Annotated in this window: 14 protein-coding genes; 7 read left to right on the top strand and 7 right to left on the bottom strand. The window is 40.2% G+C overall.

Annotated features, from left to right (window positions below):
• Positions 1 to 84 precede the first annotated feature (84 nt).
• Positions 85 to 666, top strand: coding sequence for a DinB family protein (locus ACH30E_RS09280; protein WP_490824583.1), 582 nt, complete (start codon positions 85 to 87; stop codon positions 664 to 666).
• Between the two features lie 119 nt (positions 667 to 785).
• Here ACH30E_RS09280 and rimM read toward each other — a convergent pair whose 3' ends face one another.
• From rimM to ACH30E_RS09255, 5 genes are all read right to left on the bottom strand, one after another.
• On the bottom strand, positions 786 to 1304 hold the full coding sequence (gene rimM / locus ACH30E_RS09275) for a ribosome maturation factor RimM (RefSeq protein WP_294996097.1): 519 nt from the start codon (positions 1302 to 1304) through the stop codon (positions 786 to 788).
• A gap of 159 nt (positions 1305 to 1463) precedes the next feature.
• Positions 1464 to 1931: a 30S ribosomal protein S16 gene (gene rpsP / locus ACH30E_RS09270; protein WP_490824581.1), complete on the bottom strand. Its 468-nt coding sequence runs from the start codon at positions 1929 to 1931 to the stop codon at positions 1464 to 1466.
• 109 nt (positions 1932 to 2040) lie between these two features.
• On the bottom strand, positions 2041 to 4248 hold the full coding sequence (locus ACH30E_RS09265; RefSeq protein WP_490824580.1) for a T9SS type B sorting domain-containing protein: 2208 nt from the start codon (positions 4246 to 4248) through the stop codon (positions 2041 to 2043).
• Positions 4249 to 4308: 60 nt separating this feature from the next.
• Positions 4309 to 5631, bottom strand: coding sequence for a signal recognition particle protein (gene ffh, locus ACH30E_RS09260; protein ID WP_294996088.1), 1323 nt, complete (start codon positions 5629 to 5631; stop codon positions 4309 to 4311).
• An 83-nt stretch (positions 5632 to 5714) separates the two neighbouring features.
• A complete protein-coding gene (locus tag ACH30E_RS09255) occupies positions 5715 to 6587 on the bottom strand; it encodes a sigma-70 family RNA polymerase sigma factor (protein WP_490824578.1) in 873 nt (290 codons plus the stop codon).
• 291 nt (positions 6588 to 6878) lie between these two features.
• On the opposite strand from ACH30E_RS09255, the gene ACH30E_RS09250 reads away from it, so the two are divergent.
• On the top strand, positions 6879 to 7262 hold the full coding sequence (locus ACH30E_RS09250) for an START-like domain-containing protein (protein WP_294996082.1): 384 nt from the start codon (positions 6879 to 6881) through the stop codon (positions 7260 to 7262).
• Here the strand turns inward: ACH30E_RS09250 and ACH30E_RS09245 are convergent.
• A complete protein-coding gene (locus tag ACH30E_RS09245) occupies positions 7244 to 7861 on the bottom strand; it encodes a hypothetical protein (RefSeq protein ID WP_490824577.1) in 618 nt (205 codons plus the stop codon). The genes ACH30E_RS09250 and ACH30E_RS09245 overlap by 19 nt on opposite strands.
• 172 nt (positions 7862 to 8033) lie before the next feature.
• Here ACH30E_RS09245 and ACH30E_RS09240 point away from each other — a divergent pair, with 172 nt between their 5' ends.
• The 3 genes from ACH30E_RS09240 (at position 8034) to ACH30E_RS09230 (ending at position 10724) form a co-directional block, all read left to right on the top strand.
• Complete coding sequence (locus tag ACH30E_RS09240) at positions 8034 to 9485, top strand: LptF/LptG family permease (protein ID WP_490824575.1); 1452 nt, start codon at positions 8034 to 8036, stop codon at positions 9483 to 9485.
• Between the two features lie 70 nt (positions 9486 to 9555).
• Positions 9556 to 10278, top strand: coding sequence for a superoxide dismutase (locus tag ACH30E_RS09235; RefSeq protein ID WP_490824573.1), 723 nt, complete (start codon positions 9556 to 9558; stop codon positions 10276 to 10278).
• A gap of 35 nt (positions 10279 to 10313) precedes the next feature.
• The gene (locus ACH30E_RS09230) at positions 10314 to 10724 is read left to right on the top strand and encodes an OsmC family protein (protein WP_490824571.1); all 411 of its coding nucleotides are present in this window, start codon (positions 10314 to 10316) and stop codon (positions 10722 to 10724) included.
• A 71-nt stretch (positions 10725 to 10795) separates the two neighbouring features.
• On the opposite strand, the gene ACH30E_RS09225 is transcribed toward ACH30E_RS09230, so the two are convergent.
• Positions 10796 to 14062, bottom strand: a complete 3267-nt coding sequence (locus tag ACH30E_RS09225; protein WP_490824570.1) for an amidohydrolase family protein — start codon at positions 14060 to 14062, stop codon at positions 10796 to 10798.
• Between the two features lie 167 nt (positions 14063 to 14229).
• Here ACH30E_RS09225 and ACH30E_RS09220 point away from each other — a divergent pair, with 167 nt between their 5' ends.
• Together ACH30E_RS09220 and ACH30E_RS09215 are read left to right on the top strand one after the other, a co-directional pair.
• Positions 14230 to 15210 carry a cation diffusion facilitator family transporter gene (locus ACH30E_RS09220; protein WP_490824569.1) on the top strand — a complete coding sequence of 327 codons (981 nt, stop codon included), beginning with the start codon at positions 14230 to 14232 and terminating at the stop codon, positions 15208 to 15210.
• A 387-nt stretch (positions 15211 to 15597) separates the two neighbouring features.
• Positions 15598 to 16965, top strand: a complete 1368-nt coding sequence (locus tag ACH30E_RS09215) for a dipeptidase (RefSeq protein ID WP_294996458.1) — start codon at positions 15598 to 15600, stop codon at positions 16963 to 16965.
• Positions 16966 to 16971: the final 6 nt, after the last annotated feature.

The raw sequence follows: 16971 nt of genomic DNA, 5'->3' as shown, positions 1-16971 counted from the left end.
TTCATTTCCTTTCAAAATCTTGGTCTGCGCCAAGATTTTCTGAATAAAACTAATTCAGCTTTGTAGTAATAAAAACAATGCAAAATGCCTATTTATTCATCTACAACGCTTTTATCTTCATTACAGGAGCAGACAGAATCATTTTTAGACAAAGCCATTAGTGAGTGGCAAATGTTGAAAAATAGTGAGTTTGGTTATAAAACGGCTCCTGAAAAATGGAGTGCGACCCAATGTCTTGAGCACTTGAACAGTTATGGTCGTTTTTATCTGCCGGAAATGGAAAGAGCCATTAAAAAAGCAAAAGAAAAGGAATACGGATCAACAACCCAGTTTAAATCGGGTTGGCTAGGTAATTATTTCACCAAACTAATGATGCCAGGGAATGATGGCATGGTAAATAAAAAAATGTCATCCCCTAAAAACCATTACCCGGCTACCAATTCAGAAAGCCATAAGGTAATAGCTGAATTCATTGAACAGCAGGAAAAATTATTGCAGTTATTGGAACTTGCAAAAGAAGTTGATCTTAGCAAAGCTACTTGTGCGATATCTATCTCAAAACTGGTAAAACTAAAGCTAGGCGACACTTTCAATTTCTATATAGCGCATCATCACAGACATATTCTCCAGGCAGAGCGAGCGCTAAAGAGAATGTCTGATCGCTGATGGCTGATGTCGGATATAGGATTTTTGAATTTTGATTTTTGAATTTTGATTTTTGATTACGTTAATTGCTATTACCAACCTAATAAATCAAAGATCAGAGATCAAACATCTACTATCTTCTATCTATATATATCCAGCAAACCATCCGGTAATACCACATGAATTGTTTTCGTTTCGTGGTTGATGCTGTCGAGGGTTTCTTCGTGAAGGGGTATAAGTGCTTCATTTCCTTCCAGTAAAACTTTTAGCAGTACCTGGTGTGGTTGTTCTATCACTTCTTCTACCGGACCGAGGTTCTCCTCTTCGTCGGTGATAATGGTATATCCGATTAAGGAAATTGGGGACGACTTACCTGCCAGCTTTCTGAAATCAGCGTCTTTTAACCAAACATTTCGGGTGCTGATTCTGGCAGCGGATTCTTTGGTGTTAATGCCTTCGAGTTTTACATACATTTCATCCTGGTCTTTGGCTTTTGAGCTTTCGATAAAATAGGGCAGATAAGAACCTTTTTGCTCTTCTACAAATAACACTTTTACATCTTTCAAAGCAGTTTTCTTACCCAAAGCATGTTGCACAATCACTTCTCCCTTCAAACCAAAGCTTGCAACAATACGGCCTATGTGAATGTATGATTCCATGGTGCAAAAATAAGAGGACTATGGCTGATGTCTGATCGCTGATGTCAGATTTATTATCCATAAAATAAAATCCGACATCAGACATCAGCTATCAGCCATAAAAAAGAAAGCCCCGACAGTTCTATCGGGGCTTTCAGGAGTATGTTGAACTTATCGTGATTAAGCTTCTGTAGTTCCTTCAGCAGGAGCGGCAGTTTCTTCAGCTTTAGCTTCCACCTTTTTTACAACTGGTGTATAAGCTCTTTTTGCACGCTGATTTTTTCTGTGCTCTTCATTACGACGGGTAATATTTGCTTCATGCTCATTGTGCCATGCCTGGAATTTAGTCATAGCGGTTGCATCATCAAACAGACCCAATTTCACACCTCTTAACAGGTGCTTCAGGTACAACACTCCCTTGAAAGAGAGGATTCGGCGGACTGTATCGGTAGGTTGTGCACCTTTGTTCAACCATTCCAGGGCTTTTTGACGGTCTAACTGGATAGTTGCGGGAACAGTCAGCGGATTGTAAGTTCCAATCTTTTGGATAAACTTACCATCCCTTGGAGCACGGCCATCGGCCACTACGATGAAGTAAAATGGGCGCTTTTTGCTACCGTGTCTCTGTAATCTCATTTTTACTGCCATGTTAAATAGAAATTTATAGGCGTTAAGAAATAGGGTGAATCAGGCGGCAAAAATAAGTGTTTACACCTATATTTCCAAAGCTAATCCATACTGAAAAGTTAATATACTGTTACCGAATCAGTACCGTAGTTCCCCTGAATACCTTTTGTTGCATATTCGGACCTATATAGGTAAATGTCCATACGTAAGTACCCTGAGGCTGATCTATCCCTTTAAAACGGCCATTCCACCCCTTTCCACTTTCTTTTGTTTCAAAAACTACCTGTCCGGATCTGTTGAACACCCTGAAAATGAAGTTGTTAATAACAGAACCTGCTGTTGGTCTCAGTTCATCATTTTTACCATCTCCATTGGGGGTAAAACCAGTAGGCACATAAACGGTATCGCACACTACACCCGGCAATTGTTGCGTGGTAATGGTAATGCTAAGGGAATCAACCGGACAATTATTCCCATTTAAAATTTGGGTGATATAGGTACCCGGAGCTATTCCGGAAGCTTCCCGACCTGTCTGGTATACCTGATTATTGATTCTATAGAAATAAGGAGCTTCTGAACCATTGGCTATAAGAGTTAGTTTACCACCTGCCTGCCAGCAGTCGGCAGGTATTGCATTCCATTGTACGTTCACAGGTTGGGCTACGAATGGAGGTACTGTTGCGCTACCTGTAAAAACACACCCCTTGGCATCTTTTATAGTGATGGGATAAACACCTGATGCCAGATTGGGATAATAAGTATTACTCGTATAGGGTGATTGATTTAATCTATAGGTATAAGGACCCACAGTTCCGGTAAGATTTATCTGTAAAGAACCATTCGATTTGGTTCCGCAATCAGGTGCACTTGCCGAATACGAAACAACAGGCGGTGTTGTTGACAAACTGGGTATTGTTATGGTAGTATCATAAATGCAACTGGCCGTTAAAACTTGTAATTGATGTGAGCCTGCCGGCAGGTTGGTAAATTGGTAATTCGTTTGAACCGAACCTCCGTTAATACGGGCTCCCTGAATGGTTGCACCTGCACTAAAATTAACCTTAATTGATCCGTCTGAATTTGTACAGTTCGCACTGGTGATATCCAGTGAACTAATCGGAATGGGTGGTTGAAAACTTCCGATGGTAAAACTGGTATCCAGTTCACAACCATTTGTTTCAATAACTTTTAGTGATTTGATTCCAGCAGAAAGATTATTAAACACATTTCCTGCTACATAAGAAGCATTCTCGAGAGAGTAACGAAATCCGGTATGATTACTTATTCCATTAATAACTACCCCACCTTTAAGAGTGCCACAAGTATCGGGTGCTGTAATCATATTAACCCTCAGGCGATCAATAAATGGAACAGTAGCAAATGTGTCTTTGGTACAACCATCCGAACTGGTTATTTTGATAGGATAGGTTCCGGCAGAAAGATTGGCGAACAAACCTGAAGGCACTGCCGTATTATTATTGATAGAAAAAAGAAGATTGGCAGAAGCAGTGGCACTGGTAGCTGCTACACCAACTTCACCTAAACCTGTACCATCGCATTGGGGTTTTACACTTATGTTATTTATATTGATTCCTTTTACTTCACCGGTTTCGGTATAGGAAGCAGCATCCAATACCCGAAAATTAACCGAGCAAAATATACCTATTACCCGTTTGTTTACCAGATCGAGTTCTACGATATCACTGCCCAGACTAACCAGGCTTACTGAGATTCCAAAAATCCTGTTTTCGTTACAGTTAGAAGAAACACTCATAATACCGTAAAATTCATACTCTGGTGTTTCCATAAATACTTTACTGTCGGGAGGAGAAGCAATATTTATTTCAACCAAACTATAATTGCTCACAGTTGCATTAGGCATAGCGGCCATCAATAATTTATCTCCATAAAACATAAGATCACCGGCTGGTGAGAAAGGAAGTGCCCCTAAAATTTCAGGCTGTGTCCAGCCAGCGGGAAGACGGTATAAAGTTTGTCCGGAAATCCAGTATAAAGTGCCGTTTTTATCGACTGTCAGTGAGTTGGCCGAAACGAAGGATGAAATCTGACGACAAAGGGCTGGATTTAAAAGATCTGATTCGAACAGATCGTTTAGGGGCGTATTGAAATATACTTTGTTTTTGTATTGAGCAACAGAAAAGCCCGACGAGGCTGCGATATTACATAGATTAGTGATCTCCTTGGTGGTACATACTCCATTTACAATATCAAAATCATAGAATTTACCACCCGCCCCCAAAAGAATAGCTTTCTGTCCAATCACCTGATGGCAGAATAAACTAAAGGCTATTGAGAATATACAAACCAGTACCCGCATAAACGCTTATGAACTGGTATGACACCAGTAAAATCAAAATAGTTGTACCATACAAACAATTTATCTCCGCATCCCAGGAAGTCTGCCGCCCATCGGCATATTGTTCATCATCTTCATCATCTGTTTCATCTGCTCGAACTGTTTCATGAATGCGTTTAACTCGGCTATATCTTTTCCACTTCCTTTGGCTATTCTTTGCTTGCGACTTGGCGTGAGGCTATCAGGATTGGCCCTTTCATGCGGGGTCATAGAACTGATCATGGCTTCTATGCCTTTGAAAGCATCATCATTGATGTCTACATCCTTAATGGCTTTACCTACACCAGGTATCATACCCATCAGGTCTTTCAGGTTTCCCATTTTCTTTATCTGTTGTAACTGATCAAGAAAGTCCTGGAAATCGAATTGATTTTTCCTGATTTTCTTCTCCAGTTTCTTTGCCTGCACTTCATCATACTGGGCCTGTGCTTTTTCTACGAGTGTAGTAATATCACCCATTCCCAGGATACGCTGTGCCATCCTTTCAGGATAAAAGATATCCAGCGTGTCGAGTTTCTCTCCACTACTTACAAACTTGATTGGTTTGTTAACGGTGTATTTAATTGAAAGTGCAGCACCACCGCGTGTATCGCCATCTAATTTAGTCAGTACAACACCAGAAAAATCGAGTCGGTCGTTGAATGCTTTTGCGGTATTCACAGCATCCTGTCCGGTCATGGAATCCACCACAAACAAAATCTCTGTAGGATTAACCGCTGCTTTAATATCAGCAACTTCTTTCATCATCGCCTCATCTACTGCAAGACGACCGGCAGTATCGATGATGACTACATTTTTATTCTTTGCTTTTGCCTCTTTGATCGCATTTAATGCGATGGCAACGGCGTCTTTATTTTCACGCTCGCTATAAATGTCAACTCCAACCTGCTCTGCAAGAACCGTTAACTGATCAATGGCGGCAGGTCTGTAAATATCTGCAGCAACTAATAAAGGAGATTTTCCTTTTTTTGTTTTGAGGTAGTTCGCAAGTTTTCCGGTAAAAGTGGTTTTACCACTACCTTGTAAGCCTGCAATAAGAATTACAGCGGGGTTTCCGGTAATATTAAAAGGGGCTTCAGAACCACCCATTAGTTCTGTTAGTTCATCCTGTACAATTTTTACCATCAACTGGCCAGGACTAATCGCATTGATTACTTTTTCACCAACGGCTTTGTCTTTTACCTTATCGGTAAACTCTTTGGCTATTTTAAAATTCACATCCGCATCAATCAATGCACGGCGAATATCTTTTACCGTATTGGCAATATTCAGGTCGTTAATGCGCGACTCACCTTTGAGGTTCTTAAAGGCTGATTCTAATCTTTCAGAGAGATTCTGGAACATAATTCACTATTTCGGGCTTTCACCAATAAAAAAGTGAACCAATATCAGGTTCACTTAAGCTGCGCAAATATAGTACGGATTTTTTACCCGAGATACACTTTCAAATGTTTGCACCTGCTGGTACTGCGTAGTTTGGTGATGGCTTTGTCTTTTATCTGCCGCACCCTTTCACGGGTAAGGTTAAATCTTTCACCAATATCTTCCAGACTGAGCGGGTTATCTACCCCGATCCCGAAAAAATAACAGAGTACGTCTTTCTGCCGCTCCGTTAAAGTTTTAAGGCTTCGCTCTATCTCTAACCGAAGTGATTCATAGTGTACGAGGTTTTCGTCGGTTCGTTCGGCATTGGGGTTTTCCATAACATCCATTAAAGTGCCGTCTTCCCCATCTGATAAGGGAGTATCCATGCTAACATGACGAAAACCTACACTCATGGTAGCCGTAACTTCTTCAATACTTAGTTCTAAGAGATCTGCCAATTCCTGGGCTGTTGGCTCCCGCTCATATTCCTGTTCAAGCTGTTGATAGGCTTTACTGATACGGTTCGTTAAACCAACTTTATTCAATGGTAATCGCACTATCCGGCTCTGTTCGGCCAGCGCTTGTAGAATACTTTGTCTGATCCACCAAACGGCATAAGAGATAAATTTAAACCCCCTTGTTTCATCAAAACGTAAGGCTGCTTTTATTAATCCCAGGTTTCCTTCATTGATAAGATCAGGCAAGGTTAATCCCTGGTTCTGGTATTGTTTGGCAACAGAAACCACAAAACGCAGGTTCGACTTAACCAGTCTGTCCAGGGCCCGTTGGTCGCCCTGACGGATGCGCATGGCTAATTGCACTTCTTCTTCTGGATTGATAAGGTCTACTTTTCCGATTTCCTGCAGGTATTTCTCCAGGCTCTGTGATTCACGATTCGTAATCGACTTCGTGATTTTGAGTTGACGCATACTCATGTAGAAGCAGTTTTGGTTGTATGTTAGGGTTGTTAGATAAAACCGGGTATTAGATTTATTCTCTCCTGCGCGCGCGTCTTCCTGTCTTTACAGCAATTTAAGCATTTTTCCCATTCCATCAAAAAAAACATTCCATACAAATCACTGATATTCAGTATGTTATAATAATCGGATTCAGATATCCACAAATCTTTGGCATAAAACGGTTCAGTTCATTAAAAAAACATTTGGAGGGTTTGGATTATTTAATATTATTGCAGCCTTCGATTGACGGTAGTTAAAGAGATTGTAATGAGCAAAAAGCAGTTATTTACCTTAGAGTTTCCCGTAAGATGTTCTCCAACCATCCTTTTCGAATTTTTGGCAACACCTGCCGGTTTGCAGGAATGGTTTGCTGATAAAGTAGATGAGTGGGAAGGCGTTTACAGTTTTTCCTGGAGTGGCGGTACACCCGATAAAGCTTCTATTCTTGATCAGGAACAGGATAAGTTTATACGTTTTCACTGGCTTCACACGGAAAAGAATGAATACTTTGAATTTCGGATAGAAAAAACCGAAATTTCTAATCAAACTATTCTGGTGATTAAAGATTTCGCAGAAAAAAATGAAATCAAAGACCAAAGTCAGTTATGGGAATATCAGGTGAAAGAATTATTTCATCGCCTGGGAGCCTGATGATTCAGTATGGCTATTAACGCCGAATAATTATCTTCCATCAACCTTACTATTTGATCCCACTCTTCCAGTGGGATTTTTTTTGCCAGTTTAAGATAACTCCGCTCCTCCTGCCAATAATGTTGCGTTATAGCTGTTATCGGCAGATAGTGTTCACTATGTAAATCGTGCTGCCAGGGATCATCTCCTGCTGAAACATACCAATCTGGTTCATCTATCCGGTCATTTACAAATCCAACCAAATCCTGCTGGTATTCCGATAAAAACCTGCCACTCAATTGCAAAGTGATACTCCAGTATTGTCCCCACCAGAAAAAACAACGGATAGCACAGGTATCCGTTTTACTGAACAAACGGGGGTAGTCTAACATAACCCATGGAAGTTGCTGATACTGCTCCCCCTTTGAAATCTTTGGATTTGTTATAAACAATTCATCATCTGAAAATCCAGCTTTTGCTACCTGCTCCCGAAACCTGTTACAAAGCTGCCCAAAAAAGCCTTCCATCTGCTCCAATACCGCATTCTTTGTTAAAATGAAGCGGGCATTCATCATCAATTCCCTTTCCTCTTCCGAAAGTGTTAATTTTGCAGGCAACATTTGGTAAAGATAGGGAGATGTCGGATGTCAGATCTCAGATGTCAGATTTGAGTTGTGAATGGTGAATAGTGAGTAGAATTCTATACTGATAGCTTACTACTCACTACTGATCTCTCACTACTCACCATTCACAATTGACCATTCACGAACTGGATCACCATTAAAACCACCCATGCTTAAGAAGCTAGATATACTCATCATACGTTCCTTTGTTGGTCCTTTTCTGGCGGCATTCGCAATTTCATTATTTGTATTAACCATGCAATTCTTTTGGTTATACATAGATGACCTGGTGGGTAAAGGACTTGATTTTTTCACCGTTATGAAACTGGTTGGATTGGTTATGCTTTTCTGGGTACCGATGGCTTTACCACTGGCACTTTTATTTTCTTCTATCATGACTTTCGGCAACCTTGGTGAGAGCTTCGAATTGGTGGCCATCAAAGCATCAGGTATTCCTTTGTTACGTTTTATGCGTCCGTTATTTGTGATAACGGTTTTTTTAAGTGGACTTGCCTTTCTGTTTTCAAACAATATCATTCCGGTTACACAGTTAAAACTGGCTGCATTAAAATATGATATCATCGTCTCAAAGCCAGCCATCGATATCAAAGAAGGTGTGTTTTATGATAAGCTCGATGGATATGTAATTAAACTGGGTAAGAAAGAAAAAAACGACAGCATAATTCATGATATCGTTTTATTCGAAAAAAGTTATGGTTTACAGGATCATATGCTGATGGCCAAATCGGGTATCATGCGTATTACACCAGACAAAAAATTCCTGGAATTTATTTTAAAAGATGGTTGGCGATTTGAAGAAAGAGGACCACGTGGAACCACTAATACAGAATTCATCAGGCTTGGATTTAAAGAATATAAAAAAGTATTCGATCTGAAAAGTTTCCAAATGAACAAATCCGGAGACAGCGCTTTTTATGATCCTAAAATGTTAAGTCTGCGACAGTTGAATTCAGCAATTGATTCATTAGAACATATTGACACATTCTATACCAGAAAAGCACGTACCGAAATCACCCCATACATTCGATTCGCGCGATACGCAAATGATACAGGATGGATAAAAAAAGGAAAAGACACCACCATAACTGCCAAAACATTTGATGCACTTATCCCAGATTCTATCAGAGAAAGTGTAATTGAAAGTACCCTTGGACAAATAACCAGTATAAAAGGGAATGCAGGCTTTATGGCTTCTGATTATGAAGAGAAATATAAATCGCTGATATCACATGAAATCGAATGGCACCGAAAATTCACCCTTTCTGTGGCCTGCTTGGTTTTATTCCTGATAGGAGCACCATTGGGGTCCATCATAAGAAAAGGAGGCTTGGGTACTCCATTGGTATTTGCCATCATCTTTTTCGTGCTGTTTCACCTATTCAACACTTTCGGAGAAAAATTTGTGCGATCAGGGCAAGCAAGTCCAATTGAAGGCATGTGGCTCTCAACACTGGTACTCATTCCTATTGGTATATTCCTGATTATTAAAGCCATGAGTGATTCACAATTATTTAACCAGGAGTTTTATTACAGAACTTTTACACGATTACGTAAGATTTGGAATACTTTTAGGGTGAAGAAGAGAGACCATAGACCATAGACTATGGACTATGGACCATGGACTATGGTCTGTCCTCCAACGTATTCACTTAACTACTAAAAGCAATTGTATGAATCACCAATCATCACGACGTCATTTTATCAAGACTTCAGGAAAAGCCGGACTGGCAATTGGTTTGGCTTCAGCAATTCCGGGTGTATTACAGGCTAATACATTAGCTGCAAATGAATTTCAACAACAGGCTCTGCCTTATGCATATAATGCACTGGAACCATGGATTGATGCATTAACCATGGAAATCCATTATAGCAAACATGCCGCAGGTTATGCCAAAAGTTTGGGAGAAGCTTGTTCCGCTGAAGGCGTAAATACCTCTTCTAAAACTTTAGAATCTGTACTGAGAAATATTTCCAAATATTCCACTAAAATGAGGAATAATGCAGGTGGACATTTCAACCACGAAATGTTTTGGCAAACCATGAAGCCAGGTGGATCTGCAACTCCATCAGGACAACTGGGTAATGCCATCATTCAATCTTTCGGATCCTTTGAAACTTTTAAAACCCAGTTTGCTGATGCTGCAAAATCACGTTTTGGAAGTGGCTGGGCCTGGTTAATTGTAAACAGCGACAATGCACTTGCCATTGTTTCAACCCCTAACCAGGATAATCCACTGATGGATATAAATGATACCTGGGGCAAACCATTACTCGGACTCGATGTTTGGGAACATGCATACTACCTAAAGTATCAGAACAAAAGACCCGATTATATCAACAGTTGGTGGAATATAGTAAACTGGGATGTAGTAGCTGCGAGGATGAACAAATAGGATTAAAGTCAACTAATATTTAAATAAGCATAAGCATGAAAGTTACAACAACATGGGTAGAAACACTGGCATTTGATGTTACCGCAGATACCGGACAAACCGTTCGCATAGATACAACCGTTGAAAATGGTGGTTCGGCCACAGGTATGAATCCCAAAAAAATGTTGTTAGGTTCATTATCTGGTTGCAGTGGAATTGATGTAGTAGATATTCTGCATAAAATGAAAGTTCCTTTCACCAAACTGGAAATAGAAGCATCCGCAGAACAAACAGATAATCATCCGAAAGTTTTCAAATTTATCAATATGGTTTACCGCTGCGATGTTTCGGCAGACAACCTCGACAAGTTAAACCGTGCCGTAAGTTTATCACACGAAAAATATTGTGGCGTATCCGCAATGCTGGGCAAACACTGTCCAATTAATTATACCGCGGAATTAATCTGATTTTCTTCCGATAAAATAAAAATAGGCTGTCATAATTGGCAGCCTATTTTTATTAGGATAATATTGAATCATTAATGTTTACCACAGGAACATGTTTCTGTTTCAGTAGTAGCTTCTGTATTCCAGGGGAAACTAAAGATTGCTGCATTCTTAGATTGTTCCCAATAGAATTTAGTTCTTGGTTTGTTTACATTTCCGATTTCATTCATTGAATCCGCATCATACAACCTACCATTGATCATGGTGTATTTTACAGACTCGGTATTCCGGATATTCTCCAATGGATTTTTATCCAATATAATCATATCGGCTAATTTACCTGCTTCAAGAGAACCGATCCACTGATTGAGACCAAGACTTTGTGCCGGATTAATAGTAGCTGTCTTTAATGCCTGTAAATTACTCATACCGCCTTGCTGCATCATCCATATTTCCCAATGCACCCCCATACCCTGTATTTGACCATGCGCACCCATATTAACAGCAACACCATTATCATTCAATTTTTTGGCGCTCTCTGCAGTTAAGATATGCCCGTTTTTATATTCTTCTTCCGGCAGCATAGTCCTGTGTCGGCTACGGGTATCAATTACTGTGCGAGGAGTAAAACGCAATAACCTTTCTTTCTCCCAAACATTCGTGTGCTGGTACCAGTAGTATTCACCGCTTACACCTGCATAGTTTACAATCAATGTTGGTGTATAAGCTGTTTTAGATGCTTTCCAAAGATTAACAACATCACTATACAATGGCGCAACCGGAATATTGTGTTCAATTGTGGTGTGTCCGTCCATTACCATGGTCATATTATGAAAGAAAAAAGAACCTCCTTCCGGAACCACTTCCATTCCCAATTCCCTTGCAGCCTGTATTACCATTTGCCGCTGTTCACGACGTGGCTGGTTATAACTTTTTACAGAAAATGCGCCAAATGCTTTTGTTCTGCGTAAAGCACTTCGTGCATCATCAATAGTATTAATCACTGCTTTCATATCGCCATCTGCACCATATAAAATTGTACCGGTTGAAAAAACACGAGGACCAGTCATAACACCCGCTTTCACCATCTCACTCTGTGCAAATACCATTTCGCTATTAGCTGATGGATCATGCATGGTAGTTACACCATAAGCCAGGTTGGTAAAATATGGCCAGTGTTTTTGGGGAGACATTCCTGACCTGAAATGACTTCCATGTGCATGGGCATCAATGAAACCAGGCATGATGGTTTTCCCTTTACAATCAATCACTTTGGCCCCTGCAGGAATTTTTACAAAAGCTGATTTCCCTATTTGTTTGATGAGGTTATTTTCAACCACAATGGTTCCTCCGGTAATTACTTCTTCCCCTTTCATGGTAATAATGGTTGCATTGGTAAATGCAATGATACCTGCAGGCTTATCAGTAGGTACTGTAACCTGTATTTCTATCCCTTTTTCGGGTACTTTAAAATCTGCTTCTGACTTATTCGATATAAAACCAAATCTGTCTTGTAAAGGGATGGTAAAGTATTGGTTACCCAAAGTATAGTAAAGGGTTTTGCTATCGGCAGACCAATGCAGGTTGATTCCTGCATCTTTTGATACGATCCGAACGGGGAAGTCTTTTGTATTTGCACCTATATCAACTGTTTTACCAGTAATGGGAAATGCAGCCACATATACTTCATGCAGATCAATAAATGAAATCCATTGATCATCGGGCGAAACGGTGAACTGACTTCCATAAGTGCTTTTCAGGTGAATACGATCATCGTTACCAGATAAATCGCAACTACCAAACTGACGATTCATTCCTCCGCCAAGTGTATAATATATACGTTTGCCAGTACTATTAAATCTTGGCTGATCACCACGTTGTGTTACTAATTGTTCATTGGTACCATCAGCATTCATAATAAATATTCCAGTAACTGAGGAGTAAGCAGGCCCCATGGCATCACTGCCATTTTCTTTACGGAATAAGATAGTTTTTCCATCCGGGGAAAATGAAGGCTGCCGGTAGATTGCCTTCAGAGAAGTAATTTTCTTAGGTGCGCCACCGTTAAGTGCTACTGAATAAATGGCACCACTGTTTTCGTCGTTCCAGGTGGTGTAAACAATGGTTTTACCATCTGGCGAAAAAGAGGGTTCATATTCAAAATTTGTTCCACTGGTTATACGAACAGCTTTCCCATCGGGCAGGTTTTTTTTCCATAGGTAACCAACTGCATTAAATACCAGCCATTTCCCATCCGGTGAGGTTACTGCCTGACGAATAACATTAGCGTTAAATGTTTCAGGATTTATATTCTGCTGAAAGCGTACGGCTTCCACAATCTTTTGTTTCACATTTGCTGTGAAAGGGATTTCAACACTTTTATTTGTTCCGTTCACATCAATACGTATCATTTTCCCCCTGCTCCATATAACAATTTCCTGATCACCAGGCATCCAGTTAAAACCAGTATATAAACCAAATATCGACCATGCTTCCTGCTGATCCTTAGACAGATCATCATATATCGGCCACTCTTCTCCTGTTTCAATATTACGCAGGTACAATACAGTTTTTGTGCGCACTCTTTTTACAAATGCCAGTAATTTTCCATCACGTGATAACTGGGGACGAACTGCTCCGCCCGGACCTCCGGTAATCTGATCTATCTTACCCGTTTCCCGGTCTAACCTGCGAATAACAAAAATCTGGTTATTCGGATCCTTATTATATTGAAACTGACCACCGGGATACATGTCTTCACTGAAATAAACATATCGCCCATCATTCGAAACAACAGGTTCATTCACATCCTGCTGGTCATTTTTACGGGTTGTTAATTGAAGTCCGGAACCTCCACTGATATGGTACATCCACATTTCACCGGCACCGAGTGATCTGGTTGAAGTGAAATGTTTTCTTGCAACAAAATATTCACCTCCCGGTACCCAGCTAGCATTATTAAGCAGACGGAAACTCTCTTTGGTAATTTGAACGGGGTTACTTCCATCGCGTTGCATTACCCAAATATTATCGCCACCACCCGCATCAGAAGTAAATAAGATTTTAGTGCCATCCGGACTAAACCTTGGCTGCACCTCAAAGGCATGACCACCACGCAGTAGTTTTGCAGTACCACCTGAAACAGGCATGATATAAATATCACCTAAAAGATCAAACACAATTTCTTTCCCATCGGGTGAAACATCGAGGTTCATCCAGGTGCCTTCATTAACCGTAAACTCAATTTCTTTGGTTGGGCCGGGAGGATTATTCACATCCCATTTGGCAGTTGTTTTGTCTTGCGCCTGCGCTACCACTACCGACAATAGCAAAGCAGCAAACAATTTCTTTCTGAGCATGATAAATGGTTTAATGGGGAAAGATACTGAAAGATTATAGTTACCGGAGTTAGAAAAGCGAGTCCATAGTCCATAGTCCATGGACTATGGACTATGGTCTGCAAGTTTCAAACCTTGAATTTTAAACCACCATCTCTCAAGTCTCTGTTATCTTTATAAAAAAAAGCATGACCCCGGCACAACAAAATTTTCGTGTGCAGTTATGGATTACCATACTGAGTGTGGTATTATTTATTACCAAGATCATTGCTTACTATCAAACACACTCACTGGCTATTCTATCTGATGCGCTTGAAAGTATTGTAAATGTGCTTGCGGGTTTTATTGGATTATACAGTTTATATGTTGCAGCAAAACCAAGAGATCTCGAACACCCTTATGGACATGGCAAGGCTGAATTTGTTTCAGCAGCTATTGAGGGAGGCCTTATTGTTGCAGCCGGTATCATGATTATCTATGAAACCGTGGCCAATATAGTTCGAAATGAACCTATTCATGAACTGGATATGGGACTTTGGCTGGTAGGTGCTACAGCAGTTATCAATTTTGTGGCGGGAAGTTTTTGCCTGCGTATGGGAAAAAAGAATAAGTCTCTTGCTTTACAGGCTAGCGGAAAACACTTACAGGTAGATACCTATTCAACACTTGGCATTATTGCCGGATTACTGATTATTCTTGTAACAAAACTCTATTGGCTTGATAAACTCATCGCTTTAGGCATGAGTCTGCTTATTATTTACAATGGCTATAAAATTATCCGATCATCGCTTGCAGGAATTATGGATGAGGCAGATACCCAATTACTGGGACGTTTTATTGAAGTATTGAATAATAACCGGAAAGAAAACTGGATCGATTTACACAATCTCCGGGTAATTAAATATGGAAGTTTATTACATATTGACTGTCACCTCACCGTACCCTGGTATCTAAACATACATGAGGCGCATAAAGAAATTGACAGATTATCTGACCTGATCAGACAGGAATTTGGTGATTCTATTGAGTTTTTTGTACATACAGACGGTTGCCTTCCTTTTAGTTGCAGTATATGCAGTAAAGATTGCAGGGAAAGACAAAAGCCTTTTGAAAAAAGGGTGGAATGGAACCTAAGCAATATTATTTCTGATAAGAAACACCAGCTTTGAGGTATTTGTGGGGGGAGTTTGGCTGCATGCTTCAAGCCAGAACTGTCCGGGGAAAATAGGCTACGAGCTTCTAGCCTCTAGCTGCTAGCCTTGATTGGTGCTTGTTTTAGGTTTTCTGCTATTATTTGAATAAATGACAGGGCTTGCGAATTTGTTTTGTAATAATCCTTCTTAAAATAAAAATTTAATTACCATATCCAAGCTTGTGAATGGTTAAATTAATAGCAAAAAAAGGCTAGTAGCCAGCAGCTAGTGGCTAGAAGCTGTTTTTCCCCGGACAACAATGGCTGCAAGCTTTATTCCGTTAAAATCTTCCCGGATTATGGTAAAAAAAGATAAATTTTCAATGCATACCCTAAATTGCATCCTCATTCAAAAACCATTGCTATGCAAGCCTGGAAAGATTATCAGCAACAACACAAAGACCGTTTTCTCAACGAATTACTGGAATTACTGCGCATACCCAGTGTAAGCGCCCGTGGTGAACACAAAGAAGATATGATACGTTGTGCCGAAGCGGTTGAGAAAAGTCTTAAAGACGCAGGTGCCGAAACTACACATATATACCCTACTGCCGGACATCCGATTGTTTATGGCGAAAAGATTATTGACCCTGCCAAACCAACCATATTGGTTTATGGACACTATGATGTACAACCGGCAGACCCACTGGAATTATGGCATAGCGGACCTTTTGAGCCGGTGATTAAAGATGGGAAAATTTATGCGCGCGGTGCTTGCGATGACAAAGGCCAGTTTTACATGCATGTGAAAGCACTGGAAACCATGACGAATACCAATTCACTTTCCTGCAATGTAAAATTCCTGATTGAAGGTGAAGAAGAAGTGGGTAGTCCGAACCTCGCAACTTTTGTAAAAGCCAATAAAGCATTACTGAAAGCAGATGTTATTCTAATTAGTGATACATCAATGTTAAGTATGGATACTCCTTCCATTGATATTGGTGTGCGTGGTTTAAGTTATATTGAAGTAGAAGTAACCGGACCTAACCGCGATTTACACAGTGGTGTTTATGGTGGCGCTGTTGCCAATCCAGCTACCATGCTGGCTAAAATGATTGCTTCTTGTCATGATGAGCATAACCATATCACCATACCTGGTTTTTATGATGATGTGGTTGAAGCCAGTCCAGAAGAGCGTGCGAAAATGGCAAAAGCTCCATTTGATGAAAATGAATATAAAAATGACCTCGGCATAAATCAGTTATGGGGTGAAAAAGGATATACCACCAATGAAAGAACCGGCATTAGACCCACTCTTGAAGTAAATGGAATTTGGGGAGGATATACCGGCGAAGGCGCTAAAACCGTATTACCGTCTAAAGCTTATGCAAAAATTTCCTGCCGTCTTGTTCCAAACCAATCATCAGAAAAAATTACGAAGAAGATACTGGATTACTTTACCAGTATAGCTCCTGCGGGTGTAACAGTAAAAGCACATGAGCATCATGGCGGTGAACCTTATATGACACCAATTGATTCTAATGAATATCGTGCTGCTGCAAAAGCCATTGAAACCACTTTTGGCAAAGAACCCATACCAGTACGTGGCGGAGGAAGTATTCCTATTTGTGCTTTATTTGAAAAGGAACTGGGTTTAAAGATTGTATTTATGGGCTTTGGGTTAGACAGCGATAACTTGCATAGTCCAAATGAGAAATACGATATTTTCAATTTCTATAAAGGCATTGAAACCATTCCTTATTTCCACCAATACTATTCAGCATCAAAATAAATAGTA

Source organism: Sediminibacterium sp. FW305-C-61, from assembly GCF_058231065.1.
The sequence above is the reverse complement of the archived record's forward strand: the minus strand, read 5'-3'. Positions and strand labels throughout refer to the sequence as shown.

What these genes read in the sequence shown, in the direction of transcription:
- ACH30E_RS09280 (WP_490824583.1), top strand. Translation starts at nt 85, where the DNA reads ATGCCTATTTATTCATCTACAACGCTTTTATCTTCATTACAGGAGCAG.
- rimM (WP_294996097.1), bottom strand. Translation starts at nt 1,304, where the DNA reads ATGGAATCATACATTCACATAGGCCGTATTGTTGCAAGCTTTGGTTTG.
- rpsP (WP_490824581.1), bottom strand. Translation starts at nt 1,931, where the DNA reads ATGGCAGTAAAAATGAGATTACAGAGACACGGTAGCAAAAAGCGCCCA.
- ACH30E_RS09265 (WP_490824580.1), bottom strand. Translation starts at nt 4,248, where the DNA reads ATGCGGGTACTGGTTTGTATATTCTCAATAGCCTTTAGTTTATTCTGC.
- ffh (WP_294996088.1), bottom strand. Translation starts at nt 5,631, where the DNA reads ATGTTCCAGAATCTCTCTGAAAGATTAGAATCAGCCTTTAAGAACCTC.
- ACH30E_RS09255 (WP_490824578.1), bottom strand. Translation starts at nt 6,587, where the DNA reads ATGAGTATGCGTCAACTCAAAATCACGAAGTCGATTACGAATCGTGAA.
- ACH30E_RS09250 (WP_294996082.1), top strand. Translation starts at nt 6,879, where the DNA reads ATGAGCAAAAAGCAGTTATTTACCTTAGAGTTTCCCGTAAGATGTTCT.
- ACH30E_RS09245 (WP_490824577.1), bottom strand. Translation starts at nt 7,861, where the DNA reads ATGTTGCCTGCAAAATTAACACTTTCGGAAGAGGAAAGGGAATTGATG.
- ACH30E_RS09240 (WP_490824575.1), top strand. Translation starts at nt 8,034, where the DNA reads ATGCTTAAGAAGCTAGATATACTCATCATACGTTCCTTTGTTGGTCCT.
- ACH30E_RS09235 (WP_490824573.1), top strand. Translation starts at nt 9,556, where the DNA reads ATGAATCACCAATCATCACGACGTCATTTTATCAAGACTTCAGGAAAA.
- ACH30E_RS09230 (WP_490824571.1), top strand. Translation starts at nt 10,314, where the DNA reads ATGAAAGTTACAACAACATGGGTAGAAACACTGGCATTTGATGTTACC.
- ACH30E_RS09225 (WP_490824570.1), bottom strand. Translation starts at nt 14,062, where the DNA reads ATGCTCAGAAAGAAATTGTTTGCTGCTTTGCTATTGTCGGTAGTGGTA.
- ACH30E_RS09220 (WP_490824569.1), top strand. Translation starts at nt 14,230, where the DNA reads ATGACCCCGGCACAACAAAATTTTCGTGTGCAGTTATGGATTACCATA.
- ACH30E_RS09215 (WP_294996458.1), top strand. Translation starts at nt 15,598, where the DNA reads ATGCAAGCCTGGAAAGATTATCAGCAACAACACAAAGACCGTTTTCTC.